The sequence below is a fragment of the Myxococcus sp. MH1 genome (assembly GCF_059738865.1).
Map to the genome: position 1 here is coordinate 6,128,184 of NZ_AP026947.1, position 18,766 is coordinate 6,146,949.

The 18,766-nt window shown below is 66.4% G+C and carries 16 protein-coding genes; 10 read left to right on the forward strand and 6 right to left on the reverse strand.

The window, feature by feature from the left end:
* Positions 1 to 17: 17 nt before the first annotated feature.
* Both AC6JA9_RS23680 and AC6JA9_RS23685 read right to left on the reverse strand, forming a co-directional pair.
* The gene (locus AC6JA9_RS23680) at positions 18 to 1,166 is read right to left on the reverse strand and encodes a mannosyltransferase family protein (protein WP_223747388.1); all 1,149 of its coding nucleotides are present in this window, start codon (positions 1,164 to 1,166) and stop codon (positions 18 to 20) included.
* Positions 1,167 to 1,326: 160 nt separating this feature from the next.
* Positions 1,327 to 1,929: a hypothetical protein gene (locus AC6JA9_RS23685; RefSeq protein WP_223783670.1), complete on the reverse strand. Its 603-nt coding sequence runs from the start codon at positions 1,927 to 1,929 to the stop codon at positions 1,327 to 1,329.
* A gap of 772 nt (positions 1,930 to 2,701) precedes the next feature.
* On the opposite strand from AC6JA9_RS23685, the gene AC6JA9_RS23690 reads away from it, so the two are divergent.
* Positions 2,702 to 3,961 (forward strand): carboxypeptidase-like regulatory domain-containing protein, encoded by a 1,260-nt coding sequence (locus AC6JA9_RS23690; protein WP_408890219.1) that lies wholly within the window; start codon positions 2,702 to 2,704, stop codon positions 3,959 to 3,961.
* 11 nt (positions 3,962 to 3,972) lie between these two features.
* Here the strand turns inward: AC6JA9_RS23690 and AC6JA9_RS23695 are convergent, their stop codons facing one another.
* On the reverse strand, positions 3,973 to 4,644 hold the full coding sequence (locus AC6JA9_RS23695) for a dihydrofolate reductase family protein (RefSeq protein ID WP_408890218.1): 672 nt from the start codon (positions 4,642 to 4,644) through the stop codon (positions 3,973 to 3,975).
* A 146-nt stretch (positions 4,645 to 4,790) separates the two neighbouring features.
* Here AC6JA9_RS23695 and sitA5 point away from each other — a divergent pair, with 146 nt between their 5' ends.
* The 4 genes from sitA5 to AC6JA9_RS23715 all read left to right on the forward strand — a co-directional run bounded on the left by sitA5 (position 4,791) and on the right by AC6JA9_RS23715 (position 10,145).
* Complete coding sequence (gene sitA5 / locus AC6JA9_RS23700) at positions 4,791 to 6,098, forward strand: SitA5 family polymorphic toxin (protein WP_408890217.1); 1,308 nt, start codon at positions 4,791 to 4,793, stop codon at positions 6,096 to 6,098.
* On the forward strand, positions 6,095 to 6,445 hold the full coding sequence (locus AC6JA9_RS23705; RefSeq protein ID WP_408890216.1) for a DUF2019 domain-containing protein: 351 nt from the start codon (positions 6,095 to 6,097) through the stop codon (positions 6,443 to 6,445). The genes sitA5 and AC6JA9_RS23705 overlap by 4 nt, the downstream gene beginning before the upstream one ends.
* Positions 6,446 to 6,527: 82 nt before the next feature.
* Entirely contained in the window at positions 6,528 to 8,813 is a 2,286-nt protein-coding gene (locus AC6JA9_RS23710; protein WP_408890215.1) for an McrB family protein, read from the forward strand.
* A 3-nt stretch (positions 8,814 to 8,816) separates the two neighbouring features.
* The gene (locus AC6JA9_RS23715) at positions 8,817 to 10,145 is read left to right on the forward strand and encodes an McrC family protein (protein ID WP_408890214.1); all 1,329 of its coding nucleotides are present in this window, start codon (positions 8,817 to 8,819) and stop codon (positions 10,143 to 10,145) included.
* Positions 10,146 to 10,178: 33 nt separating this feature from the next.
* Here the strand turns inward: AC6JA9_RS23715 and AC6JA9_RS23720 are convergent, their stop codons facing one another.
* On the reverse strand, positions 10,179 to 11,009 hold the full coding sequence (locus tag AC6JA9_RS23720; RefSeq protein ID WP_497957877.1) for a class I SAM-dependent methyltransferase: 831 nt from the start codon (positions 11,007 to 11,009) through the stop codon (positions 10,179 to 10,181).
* 210 nt (positions 11,010 to 11,219) lie between these two features.
* Here AC6JA9_RS23720 and AC6JA9_RS23725 point away from each other — a divergent pair, with 210 nt between their 5' ends.
* The 5 genes from AC6JA9_RS23725 to AC6JA9_RS23745 all read left to right on the forward strand — a co-directional run bounded on the left by AC6JA9_RS23725 (position 11,220) and on the right by AC6JA9_RS23745 (position 16,466).
* A complete protein-coding gene (locus AC6JA9_RS23725; protein ID WP_223783673.1) occupies positions 11,220 to 11,762 on the forward strand; it encodes an RNA polymerase sigma factor in 543 nt (180 codons plus the stop codon).
* On the forward strand, positions 11,759 to 12,541 hold the full coding sequence (locus tag AC6JA9_RS23730) for a hypothetical protein (protein ID WP_497957878.1): 783 nt from the start codon (positions 11,759 to 11,761) through the stop codon (positions 12,539 to 12,541). The genes AC6JA9_RS23725 and AC6JA9_RS23730 overlap by 4 nt, the downstream gene beginning before the upstream one ends.
* 76 nt (positions 12,542 to 12,617) lie before the next feature.
* Positions 12,618 to 13,631, forward strand: a complete 1,014-nt coding sequence (locus AC6JA9_RS23735; protein ID WP_223747382.1) for a hypothetical protein — start codon at positions 12,618 to 12,620, stop codon at positions 13,629 to 13,631.
* A 270-nt stretch (positions 13,632 to 13,901) separates the two neighbouring features.
* A complete protein-coding gene (locus AC6JA9_RS23740; RefSeq protein ID WP_223747381.1) occupies positions 13,902 to 15,566 on the forward strand; it encodes a phospholipase D-like domain-containing protein in 1,665 nt (554 codons plus the stop codon).
* 24 nt (positions 15,567 to 15,590) lie between these two features.
* The gene (locus AC6JA9_RS23745; RefSeq protein ID WP_223747380.1) at positions 15,591 to 16,466 is read left to right on the forward strand and encodes a hypothetical protein; all 876 of its coding nucleotides are present in this window, start codon (positions 15,591 to 15,593) and stop codon (positions 16,464 to 16,466) included.
* On the opposite strand, the gene AC6JA9_RS23750 is transcribed toward AC6JA9_RS23745, so the two are convergent.
* Positions 16,444 to 17,490, reverse strand: coding sequence for a ferritin family protein (locus AC6JA9_RS23750; protein WP_223747379.1), 1,047 nt, complete (start codon positions 17,488 to 17,490; stop codon positions 16,444 to 16,446). The two genes, AC6JA9_RS23745 and AC6JA9_RS23750, sit on opposite strands and share 23 nt — an antisense overlap.
* Positions 17,491 to 17,649: 159 nt before the next feature.
* Positions 17,650 to 18,744, reverse strand: coding sequence for a hypothetical protein (locus AC6JA9_RS23755; protein ID WP_223783676.1), 1,095 nt, complete (start codon positions 18,742 to 18,744; stop codon positions 17,650 to 17,652).
* Between the last annotated feature and the right edge of the window lie 22 nt (positions 18,745 to 18,766).

Below are 18,766 nucleotides of genomic sequence, written 5' to 3' on the forward strand. Positions count from 1 at the left end.
CACCGGGGCCCTCGACGTCAGTTGATGGGATAGGAGTGCACGAAGAGGAACACGAGCATGCCCTGGAACAGGGCCATGCCCAGCACCACGGGCCCTCGCAGCGCGGGCCGGCGCGCGAGCCACGCGCCCAGCGGCAGGAACGCGGGCCACACGGCCGCGCTGTAGCGCCCCAGGCCCACCAGGCCCACCGTCCACAGCACCAGCATCAACGGAATGCCGAACGCGGCCAGCGGCCACCACCGGCGACGACGCGTGAGCAGGAGCGCCCCCACGCCCGGGATGAAGGACACCGCCACGTAGAGGCTGACCTCGGGCGCCCAGTCATCTCGGAGCCACCACGTCCCGAGCCCCGACCACGCGCCCGACCACTCGCCGGCGCGGACCTTCCACCACAGCTGCGGGTCGCCGAACTTCCACGCGAGGAAGACGAAGTAGAGCGACGTCACGACCAGCGGCACGGCGAGCGCCAGGATGTCGCGGTGGAACCACGCCTTGAGCCCGCCGCCGCGGGAGCGCAGCTGCTGATAGAGCAGCGAGAGCCCCGCCACGAGGGACAGGTGACGTGACAGTCCGCCGAAGCCCAGCGCGAGCGCCGCCCACCAGTGTCGCCCTCGCACGCTGAGCAGCACCGCGAGCGCGGTGAGGAACACCATCCACGACTCCGGGTAGCCCGCGGACTGGAAGAAGGCGAACGGATAGGCGGTGAAGACCAGCAGGGCCGCGCGGGCCGTGTCCTCGTCCTCGAGCGCGCGGAAGAGCCGATACAGGACGATGAGCCCGAGCAGCCCGGCCACGTTGGCCACCAGCACCAGCGACACCTGGATGCTCAGGCCTGTCGCCTCATGGACCAGCCGCCCCAGCATGGGCAGCAGCGGGAAGAAGTTGGTGGCCTGGGGGCGCTCATAACCCTGCCGGGCGATCTCCGTGTACCAGCCGCAGTCCCAGCGGCAGAACGCATCCAGCCCCGCCGGGCCGGTCTGCTGGAACGGTGGGCGGTGCAGCCGGTTGTCGAACACCAGCGACACCCGCGCGAGCAGCAGCAACGCCAGCCGACTGAAGAAGAAGAGGCTGACGGGGAACGCCAGCTCCGAGCCCAGGGCCCGGAGTCTCACCCGCCAGGGCGCGGGACGCACGGCCTCTTCGGTGACAGGAACGTCCGTGGACATGCGGTCGAGGAATCCCGAGGTGCGAGAAGGGGCGACACCCTACCCCACTCCGGCCCCCATGGCAGCGCCTCCGCTCCGCGCGGAAGCAGGCTGCGTCCCAAGTCCCCTCTTGTCCGAAGCCGCCCGCGTCAGTCCTTGTGTGGGAGGTACACCTGTCTGCCTATTCCTGGGCGGCCGCCTGCGGCGCGGGCTTGGGGCCGTTCTTGGCCGCCTCGAGGATCTTGCGCAGGCGCGTCTGTGCGTCGTCCTCGGGGAGGATGCCGGCCTGCTCCTCGATGGTGGCCACCTTCTTCTGCATCCGCGCCTTCTGCAGCCCGGCCACGGCCTCGCGTGAAGGCAGGTTGGGCCCGAGCTGGTCGAGGACCACGGAGCGGGTCTTCGCCGCCGTGTTCTTCACGACCTGTTCGTTCTGGAAGAGGGTGCCCTTGTCCTCGGCCTGCGACGTACCGGTGCCGTATGCGGAGATGACCTCGCCGCGCACGGTGAAGGCCTTCATGGAGACGAGCTTGCCGCCGCTCGTGCCCACCGCGTCGGAGAGGAAGACCGCCGGGAAGACCCACACGTCCGGGGAGATTCCCTTCCCACGGGCCGCGTCGATGCGCTCCTCGGCGGAGGCCCCCGGGCGCAGGCTCGTCGAGGGCAGGCCCTTCACGGGGACGATGCGCAGCCGCGAGTCATGGGACAGCTCGCCCAGGAGCATGGCCTCCAGCTTCTTGCGGTCCACCGACTGGGAGAGCTCCTCGGAGACGGAGGTCTCGAACACGGCGACCTCGATGACGTCCTGGGGCGCGCGGCGGGGCGCGGCGGCGATGGCCTTGGCGTAGTCCTCGTTCTCACGCGCCTCGGCGTCGATGCGCGCCTGCTCCGCGGGGTCCGAGCTAAGTAGGTCGCCACAAGTTCCGAGACAAATGCAGGGACCTTGCCCGTTCCCGCTCCGCCTCGGATTCGCTCAGGAACATTTGGCGACCTACTTAGTGACGACCGTCTTTCCATCGAGCCCCGTCTTGGTCGTGGTGACGACCATGCCGGCGCAGCCGGTGAGGGAGAACGCGACCAGGGACGCGACGAAGGCGCGCGAAGACATGTCAGCTCCGGGGGATGTGGCCGGGGGGACGCGTGGCCAGTGAGTGCGCTGAAGACGCGCTCTCCCTGGAAATATTCAGGGGCGCCTGTCTGCCTCGCTCAGGGCGGTGGTACCGTGGACCGTCGCGCCCACGAAGCGCTCGGAGGTCCGCGTCATGCGAGGACGAGGTGGATGGATTGCCGTCACCGGGCTGGCGGTCTCGCTCTGCGCGGCGGCGTTGGTGCGACAGGAGTTGACCCGCGCCTCGCCTCCGCCCGTGTCCACCCCCACCCCGGCGCCGCTCCCCGAGCCGGTAAAGCCCGCCGTCCCCAGAGAGTCCCCACCCCGCCTTCCTCCCTCCCTGGACGGCAGGGGAAAGGCGCAGGTCCGGGTGGTCTCCGCGAAGGATCAGCGCCCACTCCCTGGAGCCACGGTGGCGCTGCTGAGAGACCCCGTCGACGTCTCAAAACCAATGGAGACGGCCGTCACCAACGCCCAGGGCATCGCGCTCTTCTCCGAGGCGCCGACGGGTGTGGTCCATCTGTGCGCCCGAGGTGTCGGACACGGCGAGGCCTGTGAGCACGACCTCGGGCTCGTCGCGGGCGGGAGCATCTCCACGGTGCTGGCCTTGCCTCCAGGGGCGACGCTCAGCGGACAGGTGCGCAACCTGGATGGCACGCCCGCGGTGGGCGTGAGGCTGATGGCGCTCAGCGTTCCATCCCACCCCCGGCAGATGCCCACCCAGGCGGTGACGGATGTGAATGGCCGCTACATCCTGGACGGCGTCACTCCAGGCACGGTGCGAATCCATCCATTCACGGCCGAGGCGCAGGCCCATCCGCGTGAGGCGGAGGTCCAGGCCGAGGCGTGGGCGTCGCTGGACATCCAGCTCGCGGGCTTCACCCCGGTGACGGTGAAGCCCCGGCGCAGCCGCAGCGCCAGGTGGCGCCACTTCCAGCCGGCCGCTGACGACGCCATCGATGCCGTGTCGGTGGGCGTTCCCCTGCGACGACAGGACGACGGCACATGGACAGGCCTGGTCGAGGCAGGGAACCACACCGTCGCCGTCACGGGCTACCACGGGTGGCGCGACTTCCACGGCGGGAAGGAGGTGGCGCTGAAACCCGAAGAGCCCGCGGTCGTGCAGGTTCCCTACGACCCGAGTTCATTCCACGTCATCGGCCCACCGCATGCGCCCACGCCCCGGTACTTCGAATTCGCCGGACACGTCCTCTTGCCCGACGGCACGCCGGCGCAGGGAGCGCGCATCGCGGTCGCGCAGCCGCCGACGTACTGGCTCCGCTGCGGGAACACGACTCCGACCTACCATCACGTCCGGTTCGAGGGCTCCGGCTTCGCGGTGAAGCCCGCCGCCGGACATCGGACCGTCCATGCGTGGCTCGACGATGGTCGCTCCGGAAGCGTGACGGTGGAGGGCAGGGAGGGCGAGCGCATCGTCGCCGACATCCGCCTGGAGGACACGGGCGCCGTCGTGGGCAGCCTCGACCCGCCGGCCGAACCCTACTTCGCACAGTGGCCCTCCATTCGTGTCTGGGATGACGACGACCGCCCGCTCAAGCGCATCACCGGGGACGGACGCTTCATCATCGCGGGGCTTCCGCCGGGCGACCACGCGTTGAGCCTGGAGCAGGACCCCAAGCGGCATGCCTTCGTCATCCATCCCGGGCAGCGAACGGACCTGGGACACCTGCGGTACGAGGTCTCCCAGTAGGGGCCGTCGCGTTACTTCGACTTCGTCAGGACCCCGTGCGTCGCATGGGCCGTGGCGACGTGCTCGGAGCACTGGTAGCCGAGGCCCACCGTGTCGATGCCGCCGAGCAGGTGTTCTCCCCGGCCGAGGAGCACGGGGGAGATGGCCAGGTGGAGTTCGTCGATGAGTCCCGCGGAGAGGTACTCGCGGATGGTGGCGACGCCGCCGCCCAGCCGCACGTCCTTGCCCTGAGCGGCCTCCTTCGCGCGCGCCAGGGCGGCGTGGATGCCGTCCGTCACGAAGTGGAACGTGGTCCCGCCCTGCATCTCCAGGGGCGGGCGCGCGTGGTGGGTGAGCACGAAGACGGGCACGTGGTACGGCGGCGTCTCACCCCACCAGCCCTTCCAGCCATCATCGGTCCAGGGGCCACGGCTGGGCGCGAACATGTTGCGCCCGAGGATCCACGCACCGATGTTCTCGAAGCCGCGCGCGGCGAAGTCGTCATCGGGGCCATCTCGGCCCGCGGCGTCGCCAATCAGGTCGGCGGCGAAGTCTCCGTGGAGTTTCTGGAAGGTCTTCGTGCCGAAGATCCAGTTGTGCAGCGCGGGGCCGCCCACGCCCAGCGGATTGGCCAGGTCCTGGCTGGGACCGGCGCCGTAACCATCGATTGAAATCGAGAACGAGTTGACCCGCAGCCGCGACATGGAATGACTCCCCTTTTCGAGACGGCGGCATCATCCACGCGGCCAGGGCCGCCGCTCCAGCACTACCGTACTTCGGGCCCAGAACCTCATCGTCTCCGAGGTGGCCTTCTCGTAACCTGGGGTCGACCTCGAACCGAAAGCATCACATGGGTACGCGTCTGGGCGTCGTGAGCCTGCTCCTCATCCTCCTCACCTCGTGCGCCACTCCGAATGTCGTGCGCCTCGACACGGGAACGGGCTCCCCTCTGGAGTACAGGCCCGCATCCACCACGTCCATCAGGGTGAGCGCGAGCGCATTCGAGAAAGCACTGGGGCACTTGGTGCTGGAGGCGCCACTGACGATTCGTTCCCCACGGCAAGGTTGGCTGATGCACGCCTCGCATACTGGGGACACCGCGGACAGTCGCTGGCAGCTCCTGATGCGCAAGAGCTACGGGGGCTTTTGTGCGCCGGGCCAGAACAAGGGCCGCTGCCTCTCCCTGCTCGATGACTGGATGAGGTTGAGCGAGTCGGACAGACTCGGGGTCGCTCTCGGCCTTTCGCTCGCCCCGCTCAAGCAGAGCATTGCCAGGGCCGTGGAGGAGACCCTTGCGCCCCAGCTCTTCTACACGGTCATCGCCACGGGCCTCGTCACCTGGGTCGTCCTCGCGGTCAACCCTGAGCCGCTGTTCACCAAAGCGGCGGCGATCATCTCGGCGGTCCTGCTCATCTACCTGGGAGTCGAGACCTTCCTCGAGGTGGTGGACGCGTCTCGTGAGCTGAAGAGAGCCACCGACCAGGCCACGACATGGGTGGAACTGGAGGAGGCCGGCCAGCGCTTCGCCGATCGGATCGGTCCTGAGGTGGCACGCGTCTTCGTCCTCGCGGTCACCGTGGTGGTGAGTCAGGGCATGGCGAGTGGCGCATCATGGCTTGCCTCACGCCTGTCGATGTTGCCTCACATCACCGACGCCACGATGGTAGGAGCCTCCAGGGTGGGCATCCACCTGGCGAACGCCGGGCAGGTGCATGCGGTCGCGGTCAACGGGAGTATCGTCACCCTCTCCCTTCCCGCTTCCGCGGTCGCCATGGCGGCCCGACAGGCAGGCGGAGAAGCCGCGACGGGAGGCAGCTCCGCCACCTTCAAGTCCTGGGGCTCGTTCAGCGGTCTCAAGCGGGCATTGGGCAAAGCGGGCCCAGGACAGCAGTGGCACCACGTCGTCGAGCAGACTCCCGGCAATGTTGAGCGATTCGGCCCTCGCTCCATCCACAACACCGAGAATGTCGTCCGCTTGGAGGAAGGACTGCACTCACGTGTGAGCGGGTTCTACTCGTCGATTCAACAGGAAATCACCGGCTCGAGAACATTGACGGTGCGACGGTGGTTGAGCACGCAGTCCTTTGAGGCCCAGCGCCAGTTCGGGCTGCGGGCCATCGAGAAGCTCCGGCAGGGAACATGGGGAGTTCAGAAGTGAGTCTCGAAAAACTCGTAGAGGCCTTTGCCCAGCACACCGCAGCACAGACGGACTCCATCGGGCGAGGAGACTCGCAGGCTGCCAACAAGCACGCCAAGAAGGTGAACGCGACGTTCGACAAGCTTTGCGCTCATGGCACCCCTGGGAGGGACGCCCTCTCCGTGCTGTTCACGCATCCTCGCATGGACGTCCGCGTCAAGGCGGCGGCGTTCCTCCTGCGCCATAGGACGGAGGAAGCCACGACGGTGCTGAAGGAAGCGGCGCAGAGCGAGGGGCTCGCTTCCTTCTCCGCGTCCGAGGTCCTGAAACGCTGGGAGGAAGGCACCTGGGCATTGGACCCAGAGTAGAGAAAACCCCACCCGAGCATGGCGCCGAAGACCCATGCGCGTGGGGCTTGATCCACATCCATCGGTAGTGTGTCGTGCGGGAATGCCCGTCCTCCGAAACGACTACTTGGCACTCCTGGAGCAGTCGTACTCCAGGATTGATGCCCGCGAGTACATCAACGCGGAGGAGATGATCCGCCACTTTCAGGAGCGGTTTCCACCTACCCGATTACGCCAGCTTCAAGGAACCGAGCTCCTGGAGGAACTCCACGGGCGCGAGAGTCGCGACTGCATGGCGTACTGGCTAGAGTTCCGCGATGAGGACGACTTCAAGGCACGGCTCTTCGGCAGCATTCGAGGTGGGTCGGCGCTGAAGTTCGGCATCTATCAGCGGGCAGAAGACGGCGAATGGTATGTACATAGCGGCGAGGCAGGTGGCCAGAGGAAGCTTGCCCTTGATGAGGCCGTGCAAATCGCCGAGAGACAGCGAGATCAACTTCTGGCAGCCAGGGACGTCGTCGCGAGCCTCCCACAGCAACCTGATCCATCTGCATATGCCCACTTGCAGCATAGAGTGGCAAAAGCAGCGCCAGAACTCTATTGGCTGGCGTTCCTCCATAAATTCCTATTCCTTCAGTTTCCTGATCGACTCGACGACTACCACTCGTTCGACTACCAGCGACACCATCTTCTGCAGATGGGCGTAAGACCTCCCGAAAGCGGACTCTATACGCGCGCAGGGACCTTCGTGCAGGCATGGCATGAATTCCAACGCCTGCATTCAGTGCCCATGTCTCTCTTCACCCAACTACTCAACACCGTGAACGGCCCTCCCTGCCGATTCTGGCGGCTTGGTACGACCCTAGGCAGTGGAGGAGCGAGTCAATGGCCAGGGATGGCTGACGGCTCATACATCGCCATTGGATACTGGTCCGAGTTGGGCGATCTCTACCAAATAGTCGAAGGGCTCCAAGGAGCAGACGCGAAGGAGGCTATTCGCGATGCCCTTGAGAAGCACTACCCCGAGATCATCCCACAACAGCGTGGTAGGGACGCGACACAACTCTGGCGGTTCTTCGCACATATTCAGGAGGGCGACAGAATTTTTGCCGCCGACGGTCAACGGATTGTCGGAGTGGGGCGCGTGACGGGCCCCTACCGATTCGAGCCAGGCACGGTGTTTCCCCATCGCCGAAACGTGGAGTGGCTGTCTCGTGAACCATTCGATGCGCCGGACAGGACTGGGCTCCAGACGACCGTCTACCCGCTCGACAATGCCATCGACCTGCTACTCGCGGGCGTCGAACACGTCCGGAAACGTCCAACTCTAAAGCACGATTCAGGGGTGCGAGGCCTCAAGCCCGCGCCGCTGGAGGGCATGCTCTCTGCCATCCACGAGGAACTCCTGCGCAAAGGACAGGTCATCCTCTATGGCCCACCGGGTACTGGGAAGACGTGGCATGCACTCCGAGCTGCTGAGGAGTTGTCCTCACGCAGCACCTTTGACCGAAGCTGGCAGGACCTCTCGGAATTCGAACGCGAGGGTCTACGAGGCACGAAGGCCCCTGGCGACCAGCGCTTCTGGGCCTGCACGTTCCACCCAGCATATGGCTACGAGGAATTCGTCGAGGGCATTCGCCCTCAGACAAGTGAAGGCGGGATGCTCGGCTTTGCCCCTCGCGAGGGGCTGTTTCGGTCCATTTGCGAGCAGGCACAGCAACACCCCGACCATCTGCACTTCTTGCTCATCGATGAGTTCAACCGAGGAGACGCAGCACGCATCTTCGGCGAACTTCTCACGCTTCTCGAGTTGGACAAACGGGGCCGAGTTCACGTTCAGCTTCCATACTCACGAAAGCCTTTCTCGGTCCCACGCAACGTACGAATCATCGCCACGATGAACACGTCCGACCGATCCATCGCCTTGCTGGACAGCGCGCTGCGCCGCCGATTCGGCTTCATCGAGCTTCTGCCAGATCCGTCGGTACTGAAGGATGCTCAGGCCGGGGGCGTGGTGCTGAAACGGTTACTCAACACGCTCAACCAGCGCCTGGTGAAAGCCCTCCCGCATGGAGCACGCAATCTCCAGGTAGGCCACTCGTTCTTCCAGCGCGACGGGAGCCCCCTGAATGACTTCGCTGACTTCCGCCGGGTGATGCGCCACGAGGTCGTCCCACTCCTCCAGGAGTATTGCTACGACGAGCCCAAGGCCCTCCTGGAGATCCTCGGAAACAAGCTCTTGGATGCCAGTTCTGGAGAGGTCCGCAACGAACTCTTCGCCATGGGAAGCGAAGACCACTTGCGCACCGCACTGAGAGAGTGGGATCCGTCCCTCGTCGAGGCAGATGCTGTGGAACCCACCCTTCCAGAAGAAGGAGGAGAGGAGTAACGGATGGCGACGACGCCAAGGCTTGTACTGCGGGAATGGGAGACGGCCCATGCGTCAGACCATCCCGTGCTCCACAATCTCTGGACCACCCACCCAGATCTCGAACGCGACGCAAGGAGACTGAGGGAAGGTAATGCGCTGCGAGTCGAGGACGGCCGCCAAGGCGTGTCTATCAAGGCACAACGGCATGTGGGTGTAGTCAGGCTCGGACCATTGCACGTGACGGTGCAACCCCGGCTTGCGCATGCGGACCTCTGGTACATCCTGGAGTACGGTCTTGGCATTGACAGGCTGGACCGCCCACCCCCCGTGGATCTGTTGCTTCCGGAGGCATCCTTCGCGGACCTCATCGCGCTCGCACTACTCGAGAAAACGAAGCGCCTGTCGCGGCGAGGTCCGCGACGAGGCTATGCCCGCCAGGAAGAATGGCTGTCCCAACTTAGGGGGCGTATCGATATCACCTGCACGGAAAAGGCCATGCCGCTAACGCGCGCATCCCTGCCCTGCATCCACCACATCCTGTCCACCGACATTCCAGAGAACCGCATGGTGCGTGCGGGCCTGAAACTCGCAGCACAGGCAGCCTACTCACCAGGACTGAAGGCGGAGCTAGCCAAGCTAGAACGTTCGTGGAGTGAGCTATGCGGCTCTCTGATGCTGGATACCGCAACCTTGCGCCAGATGAGTCGCGAGTTGACTCGGTTGACAGCGGACTATGCCCCCATCCTGCGACTGATCACTCTGTTGCATGAAGGGAGAGGCATGTCGGACACATTAGAGATTCTGACACCTGGTCAGGAGCGCCTGCCTGGTTTCTTGTGGGATATGGCCTCGCTCTTCGAGCGATTCGTTGAGCGATTCCTTCGGGAGCACCTGAAGAGTGCGAGTGTTTCTCGCCAGAAGCCTATCGAAGGGCTGTATGAGGTAGTACGCGCGCCACGCGGTTTCTCAGCGAGGAACCGGGAACCGCGCCCCGACATTCTCCTCGAGCGCGAGGGTCAGGTCGTCGCGGTGCTCGACACCAAGTACAAGGACTTCAAGGACGACTATCTCGACCGCAACAGCCTCTACCAGATGTCTGTCTACGCAGTGGCGCATGCACCGTCGGACGCGGCGACCATGCCAGTGCCGGTCATCGTCCTCTACCCACGGGCGAATGCCACGTCCGCAGATGATGTCGTCTATGCCTTTAAACACGGCCGACAGGGGCGACAGAGCCCTATCATTGTCCGAGGCATCGATTGGAGTCGGGCGAGCCAAGCACTCAGGAATCCGGCACGTCACAATGAACTGGCCACGATCGCCGAGGAATGGACACGTACAGAGGAGTAACCTCCACATCCCCTCCATCAACTCCTGGGACACTCACCCGGCACGCTCCAGCACCCAGACGCCATAGGTCACCTTCCCGAGCAACAGGAAGATGTTCCACTCGTCATAGGCACACAGCACATCGAGCGCGTCGGCCCCCAGCCGGGACTCCATCTGCTTGCGCGCCCGCCGCACCTTCGCCAGCCGGAGCGCGTGGCGAGCCATCCCCTCGTCGAGTTCCTCCAGGTACGGCGAGCCCTCGTCCGTCGTCGTGCCGAACTCCACGATACGCAGCCCGGCGGCAGCGCAGGCCGCCGACATCCGCTCACGTGACAGCGTCGCGGGGTTCAACCCCAACCGCCAGGTGACGCGCTCCGCCTCGCGAGGCTCCAGCAGCTCCGTGGCCAGCGCGCTGCAATTCATCATCGCCCCCCCCGGGCGAAGGACACGCGCGCACTCCTTCATTGCGCCCTCCAGGTCCTCGGCGTGGTTGAGCATGTCCAGACACCAGACGAAGTCGACCGAAGACGTCTCCAGCGGCAGCCGCTCGATTCCGCCCCGCGCGAAGCTCACCCGCCCCTCCACCCCTTCCCGTCGGGCCCGCTCCGCCGCGAGCGACAGGTTCTGCTCCAACGGGTCCACCCCGACGACGTGCCCCTCCAGCCGTCGCGCCAGCGCCACCACCTGACGCCCCTTGCCACACCCGACGTCCACCACGCGCGAGCCCTTCCCCACGCCCCGCCGCGAGGGAATCGCATCGAGGAGCTCCGACATCGGCCGTCCACCGGGCGACGCGTCCAGATACACATACCGCGTCCCCTCCTCCTCCAGGAATGGCCAGAGGAAGTCATAGAACGCGGCGATCCGCTCTTGCAGGGTCGACATAAGACAGACACCCCAGCAGACCTCCGCCACACAGACAAGCCCCATCCCCAAAGACATCGCGGGAACAACAACAGCCCCGCGCGTCAAGAGGTGAAGCCTGTCCCGGAAAGATGCCCCACGCCGTGATGACCATGTGGCTCGCACCGAGGAACCCCATCCCATCCACCGCGCGGCTCGGCGACACTGGCCGGGGGCCACGTGAGGTCGTACGTGCAACCGAAGGACGAGGACGTCGAACGGACCGAAGGCTACTACCACCGCTATGGCGAGGCCGTGTACCGGCGCTGCCAGCGATTGCTCGGGGACGACGCGCAAGCCTGGGACGTGACACAGGAGGTCTTCCTGCGGGTCCACGTCCACCTGAAACAGGTGCGCGAGGCCACCTCCGCGCTCTCGTGGCTGCTCACCGTGGCGGACCGCCAGTGCTTCTCGCTGCTGCGCCGTCGTCGCACCGAGCGCACCTCCGCCATCACCCTGCGCGCCCTCGTGGACGACGAGCTGGACACCTCGATGGAGCGGTTCGTCACTGACGCGGACCTCCTGAGACACGTGCTCGCCCACTGTCCCGAGGACGTCCAGCGCATCGTCGCGCACCGGTTCCTCGATGAGCTGGAACAGGAGCAGATCGCCACCCTGCTCGACGTCTCACGCAAGACCGTGCAACGAAAGCTCCAGACCTTCTTCGAGACCGCCCGGCGCCTCCTCGAGGTCTCTGAGAGCGCCGTCTCGTGGAAAGGACCCGCCTCCGCATGAGCCCCTCACCCCTGCCCCGCTTCCCGGGCGTCCCGGATCTCCTGATTGAACGCTACCTCTGCGGTGAAGTGACACCCGAGGAGGCCCGGTCCATGGAGGAGGCCGCGCGCGAGATGCCCCTGCTCGCGGCCCACCTGGAGGAGCGTCGCGCCGCCCAGAGCACCTTCGTGCGGCGGCGCCCCTTCACCGTCATCGCGGCACGCCTGCATGAGCTCAAGCCCGCCCCCGTCCACCCCTGGGCAGGGCCGCTGCGCTGGGCCCAGCCAGCGCTCGCGCTCTGTGCCCTGCTCGCCCTGGGCCTGCCGCTCCTGCGCCCCGCGCCGGACGTCGAGGAGCGGATCCGCGTGCGCGGAGGACTGACCACGCGCCTGCGCGTCAAACGCGGCGACGCCGTCTTCGAGCAGGCCCTGGATGCGGCGCTGCGCCCCGGAGACCGCGTGCGTCTGGAGGTCGAGGACCCGGTGGGCGGCGCGCTGTACGTGCTCGCCGTCGACAGCCGGGGCCAGGTCACTCCGCTGCATGGCTTCGCGGAGACCGGCGGCGCGCTCCGGCTGGAGCCTGGACGGATGGCGCTCCCCGGGAGCCTGGAGCTGGATGCGGGCCCGGAGCGCGAGGCGCTCGTCTTCGTGCTGACGGCATCCGCCCCCGAGGCCCCCTCACCGACAGCCGTGCGGCGGTGGCTGGAGCAGGCGGCCCGGACCACCCGCTTCCCTCCCACCCTCGAGCCACTCCCATCCCTGCGCCACGTGGTGCGTGAGCTGCGCCGGGAGCAGCCCTGACCTCTCGTCGCTTCGACATGTCCCACGCCACACCCGTGTCGCGTCTTCCGGGATGAACCCACCACGGGAGCGAAGCATGACGAGACGATGGCGACACGGAGTGTTGTGCCTGGGACTGCTGGCCGGCGCATCGATGGGCTGCGGCGGCCTCCTCGGAGAAGAGGGCGAGGACGACGCCTTGTTCAGCGTGGAGGGCACGCTGGTCTCGGCCGAGTCACTCGACGACGCGCGCCGCGAGAAGCTGCGCGTCGCCCTCCATTGGGAGCACTGGCCCGAGGCCACGGCCGAATGCATGAAGACCATCACCACCCTGAAGGACTACAACAAGTGCCTGCGCCTCAGCCCGTCCTCCGCCTACTCGCGGCAAGGCGTGGACGTGAAGGTGAAGGGCCGCTTCCCCAACACCTTCGACATGCCCGTGCGCAAGCTGCCCGAACCGGGCCTCCTCAACGGAGACGAAGGCGCGAAGTTCGGGCTCGCCTACGTGCTGGCCTACGTCGACGGCAATGGCAACGGCAGGCTGGACCCCGTGAGCCGGACCGCGACGAGCAGTCCGGACGAGGTCATCGGACACCAGGAGGGCTACACCCTCGACGCGCTCGTCTACCACTACGTGGTGTATCGCGAGGGCGCGCTCCACCCCTTCTACAACGCCATGTTCCCGCAGTGCCCCGAGCCGCCGCAGGGCTACTCCCTGGTCTCGTATCGATACAAGGAAGACCCGGCGCTGCCACCGGGTCAGACCTACTTCGACGGCTGCGACGTCGACAGCGGCCGCGTGAAGATGGACCTCTTCATCGAACTGGACGGGAGATTCCGCGGGTACGTCTGCGAGCACAACACGAGCGCCCTGCGCACACAGGTGCGCGCCGCCACCGCGACGCCGCCTCCGTCGGGCAGCGAGACGTATTGCAGGAACTTCAGCTTCAACATCCAGGAGCCGGCCCTCTACGTGAACAGGCATCCGGAGCGCTATTGCGTCTCCGCGAACACGGAGGTCTACACGCTGCGTGATGACTGGGACGGAACCTGGGATGACCGCGCCACGCCGCCCGCCTGGTGGCCCTGTGCGACCTCGACCGTCCCCTGATACCCGCCCTGCGTCCCCGTGCAACGCGCCTGCGTCCCGGGGGCAAGCAGCGGGCCTCCACCAGGGTCCTCCTCGCTCCAGAAGCCCGCGGGCTCCCACTGGTACGTGCCTTGCTCAGTGGGAGCCCGCCTCGTGACTCATCCCTGACGAAGTCCCTCCGCGAGAGGTCTCCGGGAAAGCCCCCCCGGAAGCGCCGACCTGTCACCCGCCGTTCTCCGCGGCCATGTCCTCGTCAGGGCTCGGTCTCGAGGTCCCCCTCGAGGAAGGTCCATGCCCCCGACCCAGAACAACACGGCCGTGTTCCTGATGGACGGCGAAGAGTACTTCGACATGTTCCGCGACTGCCTCTACGAGGTGCGGGACGCGCAGCCCCACGCGAAGACCTATGTGCGCCTGGGCTGGTGGTGCCTCCAGCACGACACCCTGCTCGACCGCCACGCGAACCGGAACTTCGGAGAGGTCCTCAAGGAGGTCGCGGACGCGGGCCACCCCATCGACATCTGCCTCTGGCAACCCGACGACCTCACCGTCAAGGGGCTCGAGCTCGCGAAGATGTCGGACCACTTCTCCCTGCAGACGCTGGCCAAGAACAAGGCCACCCAGGCCCTGCTGCACAACCACAACCAGCGCATCCAGGTGTACCTGGAGAAGCACAGCGGCGCCGGCGTGGGCTACTCGCTCCACCAGAAGATCGCCATCTTCTCCATCGCCGGCACGCTGAAGGTGCTCGTGGGCGGCTTCAACATCGAGCACGAGTACTGGGACAACATCGCGCACTCCCGGCCCTACGGACACTCCTGCCACGACACCGGCGTGCTGCTCCAGGGCCCCGTCACGCTCGACATCGAGTCGGAGTGGCTGCGCCGCTGGAGGAAGCAGCTCCCCACGCTCAGCCTGTTCGGCAAGCCGCACCCCGCCGCCGCCCGCTCCACCCTCCAGGCCACCGCGAATGACCAGGTCATCCAGGGCGGCAACCTCACCATCACCGCGCTGACCACCAACAGCGAGTCGTTCTCGAACCAGACACACATCCGAGACAAGCTGGTGGAGCTCATCTCACACGCGAACAAATACATCTACATCGAGAACTTCCAGTTCTTCAATCCGGAGCTGGTGAAGGCGGTGCGCACGCGCATCAAGCAGATGGGCGCCAAGCAGCTCAAGGTGGTGCTGGTCATCCCGGATCCCCTCCATGACTCCGACAAGGGCGTCACGTACCTGACGCGCATCACGTACGCGATGATGGCCATCGAGAGCGGCTACCTGGACGAGAACTGCCTGGCCGTGGAGGTCATCGACGGCGAGATCACGACGCACGTCGACCCGCGAACCCAGGGGACGAAGACGTACTCCAAGGACGACTACGTCTGGGAGGTGTACGAGCCCTCCATCAACCTGCATGACTGGCCCCAGCAGGACTACCGCCTGCGGCTGACGCACAAGAAGACCCAGGCGAGGACGGAGGTGCGGCTCGACGCCGTCCTGAGGTTCATCCACAAGGGGACGGGCCAGAAGAGCAAGGCCCAGCCCAAGCACGACGACGTGGCGCCCAAGATCCAGGTCTACTTCCCCTACCGCTACGGGGGCATCAACCAGGCACCGGAGACCGTCTACCTGCACACCAAGCTGATGATCATCGACAGCCAGCACGTGGTGCTGGGGAGCGCGAACTTCGACTGCCGGGCCATGGACTACGACGGTGAGCTGGACGTGCACATCGACGACGCCGCCTTCGCGACCACCGTCAAGGCGAGGCTCGTCAACCACTACGGCATCCACGGGATGTATGAAGTCCCGCGCGCGTGCTGGAATGACTCGGCCGAGGAGCGCCACCAGGCGAACTGCGTGGGGCTCGCGCGCAGGGACCCCAAGGACCTCTGGGCCATGTTCGAGAACGTGGGCAGTTCGAAGAAGTTGAAGTTCACCTGGCTCTGAAGCCAGTCACGCCAGGAGCCACACATGACCCTCATCGGACAGTTCAACAACAACGGCACGCGGCTGAACCTCCTCCAGAAGAAGCCGCTGTTCCTCCACCACACCCACCGGCCCGCGCCCGGCTGGTACAACCGCACCAAGCCCCTGGCCGGGAACGCCCCGTTCGTGCACCTGCTCGCGACCGACGTCGCGGCGATGGTCGTCGGGGGCGTCGTCGGGGCGCCCAACAACGCCGTCATCGAACAGAACAACATCGACATCTACCTGGACATCACGGCGGGGAAACAGGCCTTCTTCAGCAACGCGCCAGCCAACGAGCTCCACGCCTATCAAGTCAATCCAGGAGGGGCGCTGGCCTGCCAGTACTTGAGCTGGGAGGACTCCTGCATCGTCTCGATGGACCTCTCCAACGTGGGGCCGCCCCTGATGATGTCGGGCCCGTTCAACGGCTGTCATTTCTATGTGACGCAGGACACCGTCACGAACCAGGTCCGGGTTCATCACGCGAACGCCAACAAGATTGGCATGTCGACCGACCACAATCGGCCGGACCTGGCCGAGGCCTACATGGACGGGTTGATGGCGGCGGCGCAGGGCCCCAACGAGGTCATCACCCACCAGATGCGCAAGGACGACTACCTGGCCAGGGTCTGGGACCCCATCGCGGGCGCGAAGGTCGAATCCCCGGTGACGCTGGCCTACCGCAACTACAAGCAGGGACAGGGCCGCACGAACGTCGCGCTCCATGAGACGATGTGCCTGGTCTTCGGCATCCGCACCGCCGTGAACACCTGGGACTTCTTCTTCCACGTCGCGGGCGTCACCGACTACAACCGCTCCGGGCTGCGCTCGAACCGTCAGGGCTACCTGAAGACCGTCATACCGTGGCAGGCGATTTGAGCGGGGCCCCGCCTCCTCCGTCATCCGCCCGAGGCGCGAGGCCCGGCTCGAGCAGTGCCAGCGCCCGGGCGCGCGTCCGCTGGATGCACTCGCGGGTCCAGTGCCCCAGCTCCGCCTGGGATAGCAGGCCGTGCCGCGCCAGGAAGTCCTCGTCCACGCCCGGGATGGGCGGGAGCGAAGGCGTGCTCCGCGCGTCCAGCTCCGACAGGGCCCGCCGCAGGCCGGCCTCCGCGCTCCCGGCGCCTCGCTCCAGCGCGAAGTCGAGGACTTCCCAGCCCAGCTCGGCGTGCCGCGCCTCGTCCTCGGCGATGACCGACAGCGTCTCGCGCACCACGGGGTCCGCGGCACGCCGCGCGCCCTCCGCGGCCACCAGGGAGGCCACGCCCTCCGCGAGGCACCCGTCCAGCAACGAGCCGCGCGCCAGCCGCGCCCAGGCCTCCTCGGAGCCCGTCGCCATGGGCTTCACGCCCTCCTGCTCCAGCTCCGGAATGGGCCCCGCCGTCCAGTCCACTCCCGAGAAGGCCCGGGCGAGCGCGAAACACCTGCGTGCGTGGCGGACCTCGTCCAGCGCCGCCAGGTGGCAGTCCTCCAGCAGCGCCGACGGCGCCCCCATCGCGGAGAGCCGGAGCGACAGCTTCGCGAAGGCTGGCACCGACGCATGCTCCATCCGCGCCGAGGTCATCCACGCCTCCCCGAGCACCGTCCGCTGCCACGTCGTGAGCCCCGAGACCTCCGGCACGGCGTCATCCGCCCAGCCCGCCCCCAGCGCCCGGCGAGCCACGCGGGCACGCCCGCGCAGGCGCAGCACCCGCCCCTTGGAGAAGTTGGTGTTGGAGAAGAAGTCGACGACGCTCCAGACGAGCCACGCCATCCCGCCAGCCGACAACACCCCGCCCGCGATCAGCAGCCCGGCTCCGAGCCGACGCGTCTTCTTCGAGTGGGTCCTGGGGAGCGCGAAGACAATCCCCAGGATGAAGGACACGGCAATCGCACAACCGAGGATTACCGCCAGCTCCAAGGCCATCACATCCCCTTTCCTGGAAGTCAGCCCAGGATGTCATGCACTCCGGATGCCCACCAGGGTGTCAGGGCGTCCGCGCGTGAAGCAGGGGCACCACCGTGCAGGGGACGGCACGCCGGACGGGCGAAGCTGTGCAACCGGCTGCACGGTGGAAGGGGCGGCTCAGTCCTCCACTTCCGCCTCGTCCCACTGCTGGTGGTTGAGGTGGGGGTCGCGGTTCGGGTCGTAGTTGGGGTCGTTCGACGGGACGTATTGGCCGTTGCCGTTCATCCAGTACTGATTGGCGCCCGTCTGGACTTGGTGGCGCGTGCCGGTGGCGGTGTTGCGCACCGTCTCCTCGTCCTTGATGTAGTTCACGAAGCGGTGGTGCATGCGGTCCGACGCGGCGTCGCGGCTGGCGTAGGTCTCCGCGATGGACCTGTTGATGGCGTCGTTCTTCTCGTGGAAGGCACGCTGCTGCGCCTCGAAGGCGGCCTTGTTGGCCTGCATGCGCTGGTGGTGCGCCGCCCAGCTCGCGCGCTCCCGGGCCATCTCGCCCTGGTTGTAGGCCTGGACGTACTGCGGATTGTAGCGCGTGCCCGCGAGCGCCTGGAGGACGACCTTCTTGCTCTCCTCGTAGCGCTCCTTGGGCGCGTCGAGCGCGTGCGTGTAGTAGTTCCAGGACACCATGTTGCCCAGGTCCGTGGCGCTCAGGTGGACGACCATCATGTACGGCTCACCGCGCTTGTCGGTCCACTCCGTCACCTTCGCCAGGAAGAGCTGGCGCATGGGGGCGACCTTGTAGAGCAGGTCCGAGAAGCCCTTGTCGGACGCGGCGATGTCCGGCGCGTCGTATTGCTTCACCAGCTTCGCGCCCTCCTTGCGTGCAATGGGAACCAGGTCCTGCTGGATGACCTGGTCGATGGACTCGAAGCGCCGCATCGGCTGGCCGCTGCGCGCCGCCACCTGCTGCATCATCGGGTCGCCCGAGAACATGAACGTCTTCGTGGGGACCATGTAGACATTCACGTTGCCCGGTCCGCTGATGACCGCCTTGCCGTTGTTGACGATCCAGTTGTCCGGCAGCGGCATCGCCGCCATCTCCATGAACTTGTCGTCGAACACCCGGTGCATGACGACCTTGCCGTTGGGTGGCACCTCGAGTCGCTTCTCGACTTCGGGTGCCCCAGGACCCGATGTGTCACCCTCGACCTTGTTCTCGCGACAGCCGCCCACCACGACACACGACGTCACGAGCGGAATCATCAGCGCCTTCATCGGAGTTCCCCCTCCTGGACTG